Source organism: Luteitalea sp. (assembly GCF_022842525.1).
Lineage (GTDB): Bacteria > Acidobacteriota > Vicinamibacteria > Vicinamibacterales > Vicinamibacteraceae > Luteitalea.
This window is the reverse complement of record NZ_JALHPM010000030.1, coordinates 1-14745: the sequence shown is the minus strand read 5'-3', so window position 1 is coordinate 14745 and position 14745 is coordinate 1. Positions and strand designations below refer to the sequence as shown.

Below are 14745 nucleotides of genomic sequence, written 5' to 3'. Positions count from 1 at the left end.
ACGGCAGCACGCCGCGGCGACGGGTCATCGCTGTGATGATGCGCTCACGGTAGAGGCGCGCTCGACGCCTGTCAATTGCGAAGAATTGCCCCAGATGGGGCCAAACCTAGCGTCGCGGTGCCGGCATGCGGAACGTCTGGCGCACGTACGCGATGTTGGCCTTCGTGTCGGCCTCGAAGTCGCCGGTGGGCGACCCGGTCTCGAGGACGTACCACCCCCGATAGCCGATGGCCTCGTACTCCTGCGCCAGGCGCGGCCAGTCGAGTTGCTCGGGATCCCGCATCAACTGCTGGCCGTTCTTGACGAATCTGATCGATGCGCGCGCCCAGTTTCGCCGGCTCGCCGTAGGGGTCGTGCACCTTCGCCTTGATGTTGCGCGCGTCGTAGTACACCCCGATCGCGGGCGACCCAATCGCGTCGAGCAGCCGCAGATTGTCCTCGGCCGAGATCCAGTCCTCGAGCGCGATGACCACACCCGCCTGCTCGGCGTACCGCGCCACCTCCTTCATCATCGCGACGAAGGTGTCGACCTGCGCCTGGCTCGCCATGTCGATGTGGCTGTCGCCGAGAATCGGCAGCAGGATGTTGGTCGTCCCGAGGTTGCGCGCCACCTCCACGGCTTCCACCAGCAGAATCGCCGAGGCCGGATTGGTGTGGAACGGCAGACGCGTCTTGCCCGGATTGCCGATGGCGAGCGAGCAGATCTGCACGCCGTGCTCGAGGGCCTGCTGCTTGAACGCCACTTGCGTCGCGGGCTGACGCAGATGCGGGCTGCCATCGGTGGGAAACGTCAGGCTGACCTGAATGCCATCGAGCCCCAGTTCGCGGGCCAGCGCGATCTTCGTGATGTCGCCGCGCTTGCCGAGATTCCAGTCGGTCATGCCCACGCGGACGGCAAGGGGCAGGCCGGCAGGGGCGGGACTGGGCTCGGCACGGCGCACCGGAGGCGGTGCCGGGGCCTGCGCGTGCGCAGCCGAGGGGAGGGTCGCCGCACCGAGGGCCACGGCCCGGGAGAGGAAGTCGCGTCGCTGCATGGCGGGACTCTACCGCAGAACCGGTCGAGCGGATCGCGACGCCTTCGCCCCGCTCGCCTGACCCTCGCCTGCCGCGACCGCCGCACGCGACGCGCGTGAGGCGCAGTGCGCCAGGACCCGCGCCGCCACCGGCGAGGCATCCGCGATGCAGGCGTTGATGGCGACACCGCGATAGGCGTTGCCTGCCAGAGCCAGACCCGGCCACTGTGCGAGGCGCGCCTCGGCGTGCGCCACGCGATCGAGGTGACCGACGGTGTACTGCGGGATGCCGGTGGGATGCCGGAAGATCCGCACGAAATCCGGCGTCACGTCGATCCCCATCGCACGCTGCAGCTCCGCACGCACCACACTCACCACCTGCGCATCGTCCAGCGCGAGCGCCTCGGGGTCGGTCGCGCCGCCGAGCATCGCGCGCAGCAGCACGTGGCCGTGCGGCGCGCGCCCGGGGTACACCGACGAGTCCCAGAGCACGCCGAGCGTGCGCAGGCCCTCGCTGCGCGGCACGAGATACCCGAAGCCGTCGAGCGGTGACGGGAGGCGATGCGCGCCATAGCCGACGCACGCCACCACCATGCCGGCAGTGGGGATGGCGTCGAGCGTCGCGGCCAGCGGCGCGTCCAGCGCCCGCACGATACGGGCCGTCGTCGCCGAGCCACTCGCGAGGACCACGGCATCGGCATCGATCGGCCGGTCGCCGGCGATGCCCACCCGGAAGCGGCCGTGCTCGGCGGTGAGGCCCTGCACGTCCACTCCGGTGCGGACCACGTCGCCGAGGCGCGCGACGAGCCCACGAATCAGTTCCTCGGCGCCGTCGCGGAAGGACGTCAGTCGTCCGAGCGGCGCGCCCATCGCCTCCCCGTGCCGGCGGGGGTGCTGCCGACGTCTGGCGATCAGGGCGCGGACCAGGCCGCCGTGGTCGGTCTCGAGATGCCACATCTTCGGAAAGCAGGCCCGCAGCGACAGGTCGTGCGCATTGCCGCCGAAGACCCCCGACACCATCGAGTCGACGAGGACGTCGGCGGCCTCCCGGCCGATGCGCCGCGTCGCGAACGCATGAATCGTCTCGTCGCCCTCGGGGCGCGCACGCGCGAAGGGCTCCATCGCGAGACGAACCTTGCCAGACCACGACAGCAGGCCACTGCCGATGAAGTCGAGCGGCCCGCCCGGCAGCGGGTGCAACCGGCCGGCCCTGAAGATGAAGCGACGGCGCGCGCGGTCGTCACTCGGCTGCAGACGGGCGTCCAGACCGAGATCACGGACGAGCGCCAGGGTGTCTGGCGCGTTGTCGAGGAACCCGTTCGGCCCCCATTCGCAGACGTACCCGTCGAGGTGTTCCGTGCGGATGTTGCCGCCAGGGCGGGCACTCCGCTCGAGCACCGTGACGTCGATCTCGCGCGCCGCGTCCTGGGCGCGCAGCGCGTGCGCCACCGACAGCCCGGCGACCCCGCCGCCGATGACGACGACATGCTGACGGGACGATCGCGCCGCAGCCCTGTCGCTCATGTCGTCACGAGCTGACGGCTGACGAGTTCGGCCAGCGCCTCGATGTAGAGCGGATGCGTGTTGAGGGCCTCGCTGCGTCGATAGTCGACGATGCCGGACCTGATCGCATCCTCTCTGAAGAGCTGATCCACTTCGTAGAGGGTCTCGATGTGATCCGAGACGAAGGACACCGGCACCATGAGCACTTCCTTGACGCCCTGCCGGCCGAGGTCACGCAGGACGTCCTCGGTGCCGGGGCCGATCCAGGTGACCGGACCGGTGCGCGACTGGAAGGCGATGGTGTGAGGATTGGGCACCGCGATGCGATCGAGAATCCCCTGCACGGTGCGGTGCGTGTGCTCGACGTAGGGGTCGCCCTCGTCGATGAACTTCTTCGGCAGGCCGTGCGCACTGAACAGGATGGTCACCTTGTCGCGCCGGTGCGAGGGAAAGCCCGCCAGAGCCCGGCGCACGTTGTCGGCCATCGCCTCGAGATAGAGCGGGTGGTCGGGATAGGCCTCGACGTGGTCCACCTCGAACCGCCCCCGCCACTTCGGCTGCGCGACGACGCGCTCGAACTCGCGGCGGGACGACCCGGTGGTCGCCCGCGAGTAGTGCGGGTAGAGCGTCAGCGTGACGAGCCGCGAGACGCCCTCAGAGGCGAGCCGCTGCAGGGCCGTCTCGGTGTCGGGCTGCCAGTAGCGCATCGCGACCTCGACGACGTGCCGGCGTCCCGTCTGGCGATCGAGGTGATCGTTCAGGGCCATCGCCTGGGCCCGGGTCAGGCGCAGTTGCGGCGACCCGCCGCCGATGGAGGCGTAGTTGCGGCGGACGCCGTTGCCACGCGCCTTGGCGATGATGCGGGCCACGACCGGCTGGAGCAGGGCGCCCATCGGCAGCTCGATGATGTCGCGATCGGAGAAGAGATTGACGAGGAAGGGCTCGACGTCGGCCAGCGTCCCCGGCCCGCCCATGTTGAACAGCAGCACACCGACCGGAGGGGCAGCGAAGGCGCGATCGATCACGGGGATCTCGGGCGCCACCGGGGCGCAGGCTGGAGCAGAGAGGGGCATGGCTAGATGGTCCGGGAGAACACCGGGGTCGCCGCGCGCTTCTCGCGCAGGTGCCGGTCGAAAATCATGCAGATGTTGCGGACGAACAGACGGCCGCGCGTCGTCACCCGCAACGCGCCGGGCTCGATCTCGAGGAAGCCATCGGCGACGGGGCCCTCGGCCAGCTCGCTCAGCTCGCGGGCGAAGTACGCCTCGAAGTCGATGGCGAAGCGTCCCGCCGTGGCCTGCGTGTCCAGCCGCAGGTTGCACATCAGCTGCGAGATGACGTGACGGCGCAGCTGATCGTCGGCATCGAGTGCGTAGCCGCGCTCGACCGGCGCGCGACCCGCGTCGATGGCCTGATAGTAGGTGCTCAGCTTCTTGGTGTTCTGGGCGAAGGCCCCGGCGACATCGCCAATCGCCGAGACGCCGAACCCGATGACATCGGGAGCGGGCCGGGTCGTGTAGCCCATGAAGTTGCGATGCAGCGTGCCGGCGTCTGCCGCACGGGCCAGGTCGTCGTCCGGCAGCGCGAAGTGGTCCATGCCGATGGCGCGATACCCGGCGGCGAGGAAGCGGGTGCGCGCCTCCGCGAACAGCTGCAGCTTGCGATCGGCAGACGGCAGTTCCTCGACCTTGAGCAGCTTCTGGTGGGCGCGAATCCACGGCACATGGGCGAACGAGTAGGCGGCGACGCGATCGGGACGCAGCGCCACCACGGTGTCGATGGTGCGCGCGAAGGACTCGACCGTCTGCCGCGGCAGGCCGTAGATCAGATCGACGTTGACCGACGCGAAGCCGAGGGCGCGGGCATGCGCCACCAGGGCGCCCGTCTCCTCGACGCCCTGCACCCGATTGACGGCGCGCTGCACCTCGTCGTCGAAGTCCTGGACGCCCAGGGAGAGACGGTTGAAGCCGAGGGCCCGCAGGGTCTCGAGTTGCGCGACCGAGGTCACGCGCGGGTCGACTTCGAGCGCGACCTCCGCGTCGGGGTCGATGGTGAAGTGGCGCAAGACCTCGGCGTGCAGGTCACGCATCTGCTCCGGCGAGAGATAGCTGGGGGTGCCGCCGCCCCAGTGGTACTGCACCACCCGTCGCCGGCGGCCCAGCGCCTGCGCGACCATGCCGATCTCGCGCGCGAGGTAGGTCAGGTACTGCGCGGCCACGTGCCGCTTCTTGGTGACGATCACCGAGCAGCCGCAGAACGCGCAGCGCGACTCGCAGAACGGCAGGTGCAGGTAGAGCGAGAGCGGCGCGTCCGTGTGCCGGGCCGCCGCGGCCAGGTGCCGGGCATAGGCGTCCGGGCCGAAGCCGTCGTGGAACTCGACGGCTGTCGGATACGACGTGTAGCGCGGACCGGGTCGGTCGTACGTGCGCAACAACTGGAGGGTGACGGCCTGCTCAGCGAGGTCGCCGGACGCGGGGGGCGCGCCCGGCGTGAGCAGGGAGACAGGGACATCGTGCGGCGACGAGACAGGCACGACGCACAGGAGTGCAAGGCACGGGCCACGCTCGAAGTGCCGGGTTTCCGGCACCGCCGACTGAGTCTCCTGGCCGGCAGCGCGGGATTTCCCGCGCGCCCGCGAAGGAACCCACGGCGAGGCAGCCCCCCTCCATAACACCTTCGATACGTCGAGGACGGTCTGGCTGCAGCGACCCGCGTCTGCGACACGGTGTACCAGCCGGACCCGCCACGGGTCCGCGGCAGCACGCGGGCGGTGAGTCCGGGCTGCGTCCGCCTCATGCTCGCGGCGGCCCGCAGCCTGGCCGAGCGCGAAGGCGGCCGAGCGGTGGGGGCCGGCCGCATCCTGGTGGAAACGGTGCAGCGCGACGACCAGATCGCGGTACCGTCGACGAGGCGGTCTATCCGCTGGAGGCCAGGGCGGTCGACGTGGTCGTGTGCCGGGTGCCCCACGGCGGCGCCGGCGACGTGCTGGCTCACGCCAGTGCCCATCACCCCCAGGTGCTGCGCGTGGCCCTCTGCGACGGCGACGATCCGGCGCGCGCGCTGCCAGCGCTGCGTGACGCGCACCGCTGCCTGAGCGGACGAGCGCGCGACGACGCAGAAGTTCATCGGCACCTGCTGGAGTTGCGTGCTGTCGCCGTGGACGCCCAGGTGCTGTCGGCGGCGTCGTGCTCGAGCGGGATGTTGCGGGCGACGGTCTCGCAGATGATCCGGGCCATGTCGCGAAAGAGGTCGCCGACGGCGACGGGCTTGCGGTCGCCGAGTGTGCCGCGCGCGACGGTGCGCAGGCGACGGATGATGTCGGCGCCGCGCCGGGTGCACTGCTCGGTGGTGTCGAGGATCTCGTGCGCCTGCGCGTCGCGGACGTGATCCTTGATCAGGGAGGTGCCGATGATGATCGGCGTCAGGATGTTGTTGAGGTCGTGGGCCAGTCCGTATGGTAGCTGGAGAAGCGCCCGTCCAGACCCAGCTCGAAGATCAGATCCGGCATGGCGCCGACCGCCTGCTCGTGGCGACGGAGCGGCAGCGCCGCCGCCGAGCCCCCGGGGGGCCCTCGGGACAGCGGTCGCGCCGCGCCACGGCTGCGTCCCTGGGTCCTCCATGGACGCCTGACACCAGCACGGGCGGTTCTCGCCGATGGCCGTGCCGGTGGGACCGTGTCCGCACGGGGTGTCGGCGGACGCCGAGACGTGGATGCCCTCGAGATTGCCGCGCATGTCGCCGTAGCAGGCGCCGGGCTCCACGGCCCCGGTGGTCTCGTCGATCATCGCCACGAAGGCCATCGAGAAGCCGCCCGAGACGACCGCGGACTGGCAGAGATGGCGCAGCAACTTCCTGTTCGCGGGACGCAGGCACGATCGCGTGGGTCAGTTCGCTGAGCGTGGCGTACGACGAGGCGAGCTGGGTGATGCGGGCCTGTTCCAGATGCCCGGCGCGGCGCCGCTGAGCACGAGGCGCCACCGTTCTTCGGTGCGCTCGGGACGGGTCGCCTGGGCCTGTCCGATCTCCTCGTGTGCCGCGCCCACGCGCAAGCGAGCCTCGCGTTCGCGCTGCTGCGCCCGGCGCGACGCCACGATCGCCAGCAGTGCAAGCCCGAGCGCTCCCGCCAGGCCCAGCATGCACAGTGCGTGCGCGACGTCGACGGACGCGAGCGGAGGAACCAGCGAGGCAGGCGACATGCCGAAGACGTGTGGGCGGCTCGACGCGAGTCGCCTGTGTCGAGAATCGGCGTGCCCGAGGGCCCTCGTGAGCCTCACCACCGACGTCGGCCTTGCCCCATCGAAGGGTGTGGATCGGCATGCGTGGCACGGATTGCTACAACGGTGACGCGGAACGCTACCACCACCCGTGGGAGAACCGCGTGTGGCACGCGCACAGGCCTGGCCTCTCGCTTGCACTGGTGCTGCGCATCTCGTGTATCGCACACGGCGCGCCCTCTGGCGCGCATTCAAGGAGACATACCGCTCATGGCCCAGGGATCACTGCACGACATGTTCATCGACGAACTGCGCGACACGTACGACGCCGAGAAGCAACTCACCAAGGCGCTGCCCAAGCTGGCGAAAGCCGCGACCTCGACGGACCTGCGCGCCGCCTTCGAGCAGCACCTTCAGGAGACCAGGGCCCAGATCGAGCGTCTGGCCCAGGTGTTCGAGAGCCTCGGCGAGAAGCCCCGCGGCAAGCACTGCGACGGCATGGCCGGCATCATCGAGGAGGGCAAGAGTGCCCTCGAGGAGGACGCGGACGAGGCCACGATGGACGCCCTGCTGATCGCCTCGGCCCAGCGCGCCGAGCATTACGAGATGGCGGCGTACGGCACGCTGGTCTCCTGGGCCACCGCCATGGGGCACACCGAGGCCGCGCAGCTCCTCCAGGAGACGCTCGACGAGGAGAAGGCCACGGACGAGAAGCTGACCACGCTCGCCGAGGGAGGCATCAACCAGGAAGCCGCGGACCTGGCGCACGGCGGCGACCAGGACGAGGACGACGAGCCGATGGCACCGACGCCGGCGCGTCGCAAGCAGACCGGTGCCGCCGCGAAGGCGACGGCCAGGTCGGCATCCTCGCGCGGTCCCGCCCGCAAGGCGACCACCGGCGCCCGCAAGCGCTAGCGCGACCACCGAACGTCCGCTTCACGAGGCTAGAATTGCGCTCGTGATGGCGAACCCCTTCGGTGACCTGGGGCTGGCCGCAGGCTATGCGGCCAGCCGCCCCGCCCTTCATCCGCTCATCGTCGATCGACTCCGCGCCTGGCGTGAGGGCTCCCCGGTCGGCCTCGCCGTCGACGTGGGGTGCGGTGCCGGCCTGTCGTCGCGACCGCTGACGAGCCTCGCATCGCAGGTGGTCGGCTTCGACCCGGCCGAGTCGATGGTGCGCGTCGCCCGGCGCACGGTGCCTGGGGTTGGTTTCGTCGCCGCCGCCGGCGAGGCCATGCCGTTTGCCGACGCCTCGGTCGACCTGCTCACGGCCGCCGGATCACTCAACTACGCCAGCGACCTGGACGCGACGCTCCGCGAGGCCGCTCGTGTGCTGGCGCCGGGCGGCGTGCTGGCGGTCTACGACTTCTCGCCAGGGCGGTCCTTCGCGGACTCCGACGCGCTCGACAGGTGGTTCGAGGCGTTCCTCGCCCGTTACCCGTTCCCGGCCAGTCAGGCCCGCCCACTCTCGCCTGCGATCCTGCGGGACGTCGCCACCGGCTTCACGGTCGAGCGCGGCGAGCCGTTCGAGCTGCCCCTCCCCCATGCCCTCGACTTCCACATCGCCTACATGCTCACCGAGACGAGCGTGCGCGATGCCGTCCGGCGTGGCACGCCGCTCGAGGACGTGCGCGCCTGGGTCACCGAGACGCTGACGCCGGTCTTCGGCTCCACCACACGGGACGTGGTGTTCCGCGGCTACCTCGCCACGCTGATCCCCCGTCGTCACTGACTCGAGCGTCGTTCGGCCCAGCTTGGCCTGCGCCGAGGGACCGGCCACACTGAGGAGTGCCTCGCGTGTCCGTCGCTCGCCTCTCCGTCGCGGCCCTGCTGGCTGCCGCTGCCCTGATCGCCGGGTGCGCCACGAGTGGTCCGCTCTCGCGCTTCACCACGCCGGCGTCGCCGCACGACGGCTACCTCGCCACGCTGACGGCATCGGGCCTCAGTGAGACGGCGCTCGGCCGCGACTGGCTCGCGGCAGGCGCCCTCGCCGTGCAACGCCCGGTGTCGGCCGCCTCTCCCTTCCAGGAGACCGGCTACTTCCCTCCCGCCATCCCGAGCGCCACCGCGTACCGGCTGGACCTGCCACGGGGCCGTCGGCTGTCCATCGAGGTCACCATGGAGGCCAGTGCACCGACACAGCTGTTCGTCGATCTCTTCGCACTGCGAGGCGAGGCGCCGCCCGAGCGCGTGGCGTCGCTGGCCGCGGACGCGACCACGCTCGTCTACGACGTGCCGCGCGACGGCTCCTACGTCGTGCGCGTGCAGCCCGAACTGCTGCGCGGCGGTCGCTACACGATCACGGAACGCACGCTGGCGAGTCTCGCCTTCCCGGTGCAGGGACTCACCGCCAGAGCCGTGCAGAGCCAGTTCGGCGCGCAGCGCGATGCCGGACGCCGCGAGCACGAAGGCCTCGACATCTTCGCGCCCCGTGGCACCCCCGTCGTCGCCGTCAGCGCCGGCATCGCGCGCACCGGGACCAACGGGCTCGGCGGCAACGTGGTGTGGGTCCGCGATGCGCGCCGCTCGTACTACTACGCGCACCTCGATCGCTGGGAGACCGAGGGCGTGCGGACCATCGCCGCCGGCACCGTGCTCGGCTACGTCGGCAACACCGGCAATGCGCGAACGACGGCGCCGCACCTGCACTTCGGGATCTACGAGGGCAGCGCGATCGATCCCCTGCCGTTCCTGGCGCCCGACGACGCCCCGCCCGATCCGGCGCCCACCAACACGTCGCGGCTCGGGACCACGGTGCGGACGGCCCAGGCGCGGGTGCCCCTGCGGCCAGGCCTCACACGCACGCCGGCGTCGGAGACGGTGCTGCCGCAGGGGACGATCGCGCAGGTCGTCGGCCAGACCGCCACGGCCTATCGGCTGCATCTGCCGGATGGATCGGCTGGCTACGTGAATCAGCGCGCGGTCACGCCCGGCGACACGCCCTGGCGACGTGAGCGACTGCAGGCGGGTGCGCTCCTGCGCGAGCGTCCGTCGGCGACCGCACCGGTGATCGAGACACTCGACGAACCCCGCCAGGCCGACGTGCTCGGCACGTTCGGCACGTTCAGACTCGTTCGCGTCGGCGGTGAACTCGAGGGATGGGTCGGCGACGGCTCACTGGGCGGTCCAGCCGCCATCGAGAACGAGTGAGGCGCCGGTCATGAACGAGGAGGCCTCCGAGGCGAGGAACACGACCACGCCCTTGATCTCGTGCAGGTCGCCCCAGCGGCCGACGGGCAGCTTCTGCAGGAAGGCCTGGTACTTCTCCGGGTCGGTCATGAGCGGCCGGTTCATCTCGGTGCCGAACGGCCCTGGGCAGATGGCATTGACGGTCACGCCCGCGGCCGCCCACTCGAGGGCGAGCACGCGGGTCAGCGCCGTGACCCCGGCCTTCGAGGACGCGTAGGGGGCGCGACCGGGCAGGGCGATCGACGCCAGCATCGACGACAGCATGATCACGCGTCCCCACCCACGCGCGCACATCTGCGGCCCGAGCGCGCGCGCCACGAGGAACGGGCCCTTGAGGTTCGTGTCGATGACGGTGTCCCAGTCCTGTTCCGACAGGGCGTCGGCATGGCCCCGGATGTTGACGCCGGCGTTGTTCACGAGGATGTCCACCGGGCCGAAGTCGGCCGCGGTCTGCGCCAGGAGTTGATCGACCCCGGCGCTGGTCGACACGTCGCCGGTCACACCGACCACGCGTGCGCCCGTGGTGGCGGCGAGGTCGGCCGCCGCGCGCTGCGCCGCGTCTGCCGACCGGCTCGACACGCACACCGCGGCGCCGGCTTCCGCGAGGGCCTCGGCCATGATCAGGCCGAGGCCGCGCGTGCCACCCGTGACGAGCGCGGTGCGCCCCTGCAGACGAAACAGGTCAATCGCGTGAGGACGTCCGTCGGCCATGGTCAGTTGCTCTCCAGGTGCAGCACGTCGCGGGCATGGGTCACACACGCGCGCACGTTGTCGTCTTCGGCCGCGCGCTGCGCCTCGGGCGACAACCCGGACACGCGCGGCAGGTCTGCACGCGCCTGCGAGCGTACCGCGGCCTCGAACCGTTCCAAGCGCTCGGCGCGGGTCGGCGACGGGCCGAAGGTCGTCCAGTAGCGGTCGGTACGACAGGGGACCGACAGCGGATCGCGCGTGATCATCTCGAGGCAGAGGCGCGCCTCGGGCCGTGCGGCACGGATGCGCTCGATGTAGCGCCCGAGCGGCAGGATGCCCTGGCCGAGCGGCACCTCGGACAGGTCGAAACCCTCGGCGGTGCGCCGCACGGCCATGTCCTTCAGGTGCGTGGTGATGGCGAAGGGCGCCAGCAGCGCGATCGTCTCGTCGGGAGGCTCGAGGAGCGCGAGGTTGTTGCCGAAGTCGACGCAGGCGCCGACGTAGCGACTGTCGACGGCGCGCAGCACGGTCACGAGTTCGGAGGCACACCAGTCCTTGTGATTCTCGATGCCGATGGCCAACTGGTGGCGCTCGAACTCGGGGCGCATGCGCACCAGCGTCTCCTGCCAGCGGGCCGAGAACGCGCTCCAGGCCTCGGCGGTGGCAAATGTCTCGTAGCGTCGGCCCGACAGCAACGCGACGCGTGCGCAGCGGGCGCCGAGCGCACGCGCCACCGACACCGCCTGCGCATAGGCGGCCGGCGACTCGAGGACACGGGCGGGCAGGGAGAGTTCGATAGCGACGCCGGCGCGCGCGAAGGCGTCGCGGATGGCGGTCAGGGCCTCGGGGTCGGCCGGAATCTGCGACAGGTCGATCTGCGCGCCCGCCGCACCGAACCGGGTACACAGGTCACGGAAGACGCCTGGGCCGAACCCCGCCGCGCTGGTCCGCACGAGATCGCGGCCCTGCGCGAGCCTGACCGCGAACGACGTGTACGCGAGGTACATGGACGTCCCGCGTCGGGGTCCCTCAGGCTGTCGCGCGCCCGCTCTGGCTCCCGCGGCCACGGCCATCATCAGGAATGCGCGTCGGTCAATCATCCGGATTCTCCGTTGCGACAAGGACGCCACAGGGTGGCACACCCTCCGAGGCTGAGGTAGAGTAACGGCGCTCCGGGAACTGTCGATACAAGGGGAGGCGAGTGCGCGTCCTCATGTGGCCTTCATCCACGGATGCGAGACTCTGTCCATGTGTGACCCGGCCCCGAGGCCCGGTCTCGGGGATCAGCCGCATGCGTCACTGTTCCGCTCTTCTCGTCACCACGCTGCTCTGCGTCAGCGCCGCACCGGTCTGCGCGCAGGACACCCGCGTGTCCGCCGACCTCGCGGCACCGACGGCCGCCGCCGCAATCGCCGATCCTCCTGCGCCGACGGCGGCTGACGCCCCGACTGAGGCGATCGTGCCGCTGACGACCCGCGGCCGGGGCGCGATGCCGTCGGTCGCGTCACTGTTCACGGACCTGCGCGGCGACCTGCGCAACACGGCCGACACGACCAACGCCGTCATCATGGTCACCGCCGGCGCGTCGGCCTCCCTGATCCACCCGTACGACTTTCGTCTGACCGACACCTTCTCGTCATCGCCAACGCTCGATCGCCTCCTGGGCCCGGGCAAGGTCGTCGGCGGTTTCGCCGTCCAGTTCGGTGGTGCCTGGGCGGCCTACGGCATCGGCCGCGTCGTCAAGTCGGAGCGGGTGGCGCAGGTCGGCGCGGATCTCGTGCGCGCCCAGTTGGTGAACACGATCTTCACGCAGGGCCTGAAGCTGTCGATCAATCGCACCCGGCCGGACGGCGATACGTGGTCCTTTCCGTCGGGGCACTCGTCGGGGACGTTTGCCAACGCCTCGGTCCTCCACCGACACTTCGGCTGGAAGGTCGGCGCCCCGGCGTACGCGGTTGCCGCCTACGTCGCGGCGTCTCGCCTCCAGGAACGACGCCACTTCGCCAGCGACGTGATCTTCGGGGCCGGCATCGGCATCATCTCGGGCCGCGCCGTCACGGTTGGCCGCGGCGACAACCGCTTTGCCGTCTCGCCGATGGGCGTCCCGGGCGGGGCGGGAATCACCTTCACGCGGCTGGCCAACTAGCCCGGCTCGTCAGCCCTGCCGAATGTGCTGCAGCACCGCCTGCAGCACGGCCGGATCTTCCGGCAACCCGCCGTGCGTGGTGGCGGTGGTGAACCGCAGGTCCTGGGGCGTGCGCCCGCCGGGGGCCATCAGTCGCGTCACCCTGGCGCCCCAGTCGCGCTGCACCACCGCCGGCACCAGGTACGGCTCGAGGCCGAGCATCGGCGTGTCGGGTTCCTCCTCCAGCACGCGCGAAATCATGTACAGCAGCGAATGCCCGTATGGCGCGCAGGTCGCGTCGCTCCGCTCCGCGGCATCGGACAGGTAGGCCACCAGTAGTCTCGCCTCGCTGGCCTCGAGCGCCAGACCGGCGGCCTCGGTGAACTCCTCGACGGCCACCGCCGGCGCCAGCAGGTTCACGCTCGTGAGCGCGAGGCCGAGACGCACGACGCGGGGAATGGCGTGCGTCACGACCAGTCCGCCCGCCGAGTGACTGACCAGGTGCAGACGGATGGCGGGAAACGACGCGCGTCGGCCGCGCGCCTTCAGCAGCGACAGCAACTGCAGCAGCCCTGCCCCCTCTGCGGTCGCGACCTCGGTGGCATGCGCCTTCACCTCGCGCCACAGCGCGCGCCCCGGCCGACGCACATGCCCCTCGATGCGCTCGTCGTGCCACGCCAGCAGCGCCGTCGGCGTGACGGCCCGCCACGGCAGCGGCGTCGCGGGTTCGTCCTCGGTGCCCACCTTGGCCTCGAGCAGCTTGCGGACGCCGCCGGCGGCGTCGGTCTCCCACAGCAGGAAGACCGGGAACACCTGATGCGAGTAGAGCAGGGGAATCCAGTGCAGGGCGCGGTCGAGGGCCCCCTGCTCGCCCGCCAGCCCGTCGTGGACGACGATGGCCACGTCGATGCCGTCGGCGCAGCCCCAGCGCTCGCAGGCGCGCGGCAGGTGTTCGTCCACCAGCAGGGCCAGGTCGTCGGCGTTGGTGCGGAAGCGCCCGCGCGTGCACAACTGGCCTTCCCCATCGACGGTGACGACGAACGGCGAGATCTCGTGCGCCGCCAGTTGTGGATTGCTCGAGAGCTGCACGCGCTGCGTCGCGGCGTCGATGCGCAGGGTGGCGGCGTCGGCCACCGCCGTGTGCTCGTCGGTCACCACACCGAGTTGCGCGACCCAGCAGTCCATCGCGTTCTGGCGCCAGTCCGCGTACGGCAGGATCTCGAAGCCACCGGCGCCCCACCGGTCCCCCCACGAGTTGTGCACGACGAGGCCCCGCTCCGTATAGCCGACGATGGCGAAGGCGTGGCCCGCATCCGGCAGGCCCTCCCGCGTCTCGATCACCGGGTAGGTCTCGGGTGAGGTCGGCGCCGGCGTCGGCTCGGCGTGGTGCAGGGCATCCCACCCGGCGTGCGTGAGGGCGCTCGCGTAGAGCACCCCGGTCTCGGCCAGCGCGCTGTGGATATCGGGAATCATGTCGGTCTGCACCCGGAAGTACGCGCCGAGGGGCCGCTTGACCGCATCCAGCCACCAGTCGCCCTCATCCAGGCTGGCGCCCGGCATCGACGGATCCCCCCACAACGCATGCGTGCTGGCGCCATGGTGGAACCAGCCTCGCAGCGCGCCCCGCAGCGAGGATCCCTGGTCCTGTTGGTCGTTCTCGGCCCATTCGTCGTAGCGCCGCGCCATGTCGTAGAGCATGTGCCCCGAGATGGCCTCCACCGGTCGTGCCGCGCGGTCCAGCAGGTACTCGATGACCGATGCCAGCGCGAAGCCCGTGCAGGCGCTGCTGCGGCCCTGACTCGACACCGGCCGCAGCCGCAGCGGCAACAGCGTGCCCGGCGGTGCCTGCCCGACGCGTGGCCTATACAGCCAGTCGCGCAGGTCGAGCGCATCGGCGCGCACGATGCGCTGCATCGGCAACTGGCGCGCGACGGGCACCGCGCCGATCAGGGGCCGTCCCGGCGGCGTCTGTGCGGACATCGCCCGCGCCGGCCCGCCGGCACGCCCGGCC

Annotated in this window: 13 protein-coding genes; 4 read left to right on the top strand and 9 right to left on the bottom strand. The window is 71.0% G+C overall.

What is annotated here, in order from left to right; translation table 11 throughout:
- Window positions 1–71: 71 nt before the first annotated feature.
- The 6 genes from Q0C41_RS08510 to Q0C41_RS08485 form a co-directional block, all read right to left on the bottom strand.
- On the bottom strand, window positions 72–1034 hold the full coding sequence (locus Q0C41_RS08510; RefSeq protein ID WP_291982810.1) for a TIM barrel protein: 963 nt from the start codon (window positions 1032–1034) through the stop codon (window positions 72–74).
- 9 nt (window positions 1035–1043) lie between these two features.
- Window positions 1044–2537 (bottom strand): protoporphyrinogen oxidase, encoded by a 1494-nt coding sequence (gene hemG, locus Q0C41_RS08505; protein WP_291982808.1) that lies wholly within the window; start codon window positions 2535–2537, stop codon window positions 1044–1046.
- Window positions 2534–3589, bottom strand: coding sequence for a ferrochelatase (hemH, locus tag Q0C41_RS08500; protein WP_291982806.1), 1056 nt, complete (start codon window positions 3587–3589; stop codon window positions 2534–2536). Before hemH ends, hemG begins: the two co-directional genes overlap by 4 nt.
- A 2-nt stretch (window positions 3590–3591) precedes the next feature.
- Window positions 3592–5049, bottom strand: a complete 1458-nt coding sequence (hemN, locus tag Q0C41_RS08495; protein WP_291982804.1) for an oxygen-independent coproporphyrinogen III oxidase — start codon at window positions 5047–5049, stop codon at window positions 3592–3594.
- A 589-nt stretch (window positions 5050–5638) separates the two neighbouring features.
- Entirely contained in the window at window positions 5639–6364 is a 726-nt protein-coding gene (locus Q0C41_RS08490; RefSeq protein ID WP_291982802.1) for a histidine kinase dimerization/phospho-acceptor domain-containing protein, read from the bottom strand.
- A gap of 36 nt (window positions 6365–6400) precedes the next feature.
- Window positions 6401–6712 (bottom strand): hypothetical protein, encoded by a 312-nt coding sequence (locus tag Q0C41_RS08485; RefSeq protein ID WP_291982801.1) that lies wholly within the window; start codon window positions 6710–6712, stop codon window positions 6401–6403.
- A gap of 288 nt (window positions 6713–7000) precedes the next feature.
- On the opposite strand from Q0C41_RS08485, the gene Q0C41_RS08480 reads away from it, so the two are divergent.
- The 3 genes from Q0C41_RS08480 (at window position 7001) to Q0C41_RS08470 (ending at window position 9880) form a co-directional block, all read left to right on the top strand.
- The gene (locus tag Q0C41_RS08480) at window positions 7001–7645 is read left to right on the top strand and encodes a ferritin-like domain-containing protein (RefSeq protein WP_291982798.1); all 645 of its coding nucleotides are present in this window, start codon (window positions 7001–7003) and stop codon (window positions 7643–7645) included.
- 46 nt (window positions 7646–7691) lie between these two features.
- The gene (locus Q0C41_RS08475; RefSeq protein WP_291982862.1) at window positions 7692–8462 is read left to right on the top strand and encodes a class I SAM-dependent methyltransferase; all 771 of its coding nucleotides are present in this window, start codon (window positions 7692–7694) and stop codon (window positions 8460–8462) included.
- A 65-nt stretch (window positions 8463–8527) separates the two neighbouring features.
- A complete protein-coding gene (locus Q0C41_RS08470) occupies window positions 8528–9880 on the top strand; it encodes a peptidoglycan DD-metalloendopeptidase family protein (RefSeq protein WP_291982796.1) in 1353 nt (450 codons plus the stop codon).
- Here Q0C41_RS08470 and Q0C41_RS08465 read toward each other — a convergent pair.
- The gene (locus Q0C41_RS08465) at window positions 9845–10630 is read right to left on the bottom strand and encodes an SDR family oxidoreductase (RefSeq protein WP_291982794.1); all 786 of its coding nucleotides are present in this window, start codon (window positions 10628–10630) and stop codon (window positions 9845–9847) included. The genes Q0C41_RS08470 and Q0C41_RS08465 overlap by 36 nt on opposite strands.
- Before the next feature lie 2 nt (window positions 10631–10632).
- Window positions 10633–11616: a TIM barrel protein gene (locus Q0C41_RS08460; protein ID WP_291982792.1), complete on the bottom strand. Its 984-nt coding sequence runs from the start codon at window positions 11614–11616 to the stop codon at window positions 10633–10635.
- Window positions 11617–11900: 284 nt separating this feature from the next.
- Between Q0C41_RS08460 and Q0C41_RS08455 the strand changes: the two genes are divergently transcribed.
- Entirely contained in the window at window positions 11901–12755 is an 855-nt protein-coding gene (locus Q0C41_RS08455) for a phosphatase PAP2 family protein (RefSeq protein WP_291982790.1), read from the top strand.
- Window positions 12756–12764: 9 nt separating this feature from the next.
- On the opposite strand, the gene Q0C41_RS08450 is transcribed toward Q0C41_RS08455, so the two are convergent.
- Window positions 12765–14745, bottom strand: a 1981-nt coding sequence (locus Q0C41_RS08450; RefSeq protein WP_291982788.1) for a C1 family peptidase, incomplete at its 5' end; no start/stop codon positions are given.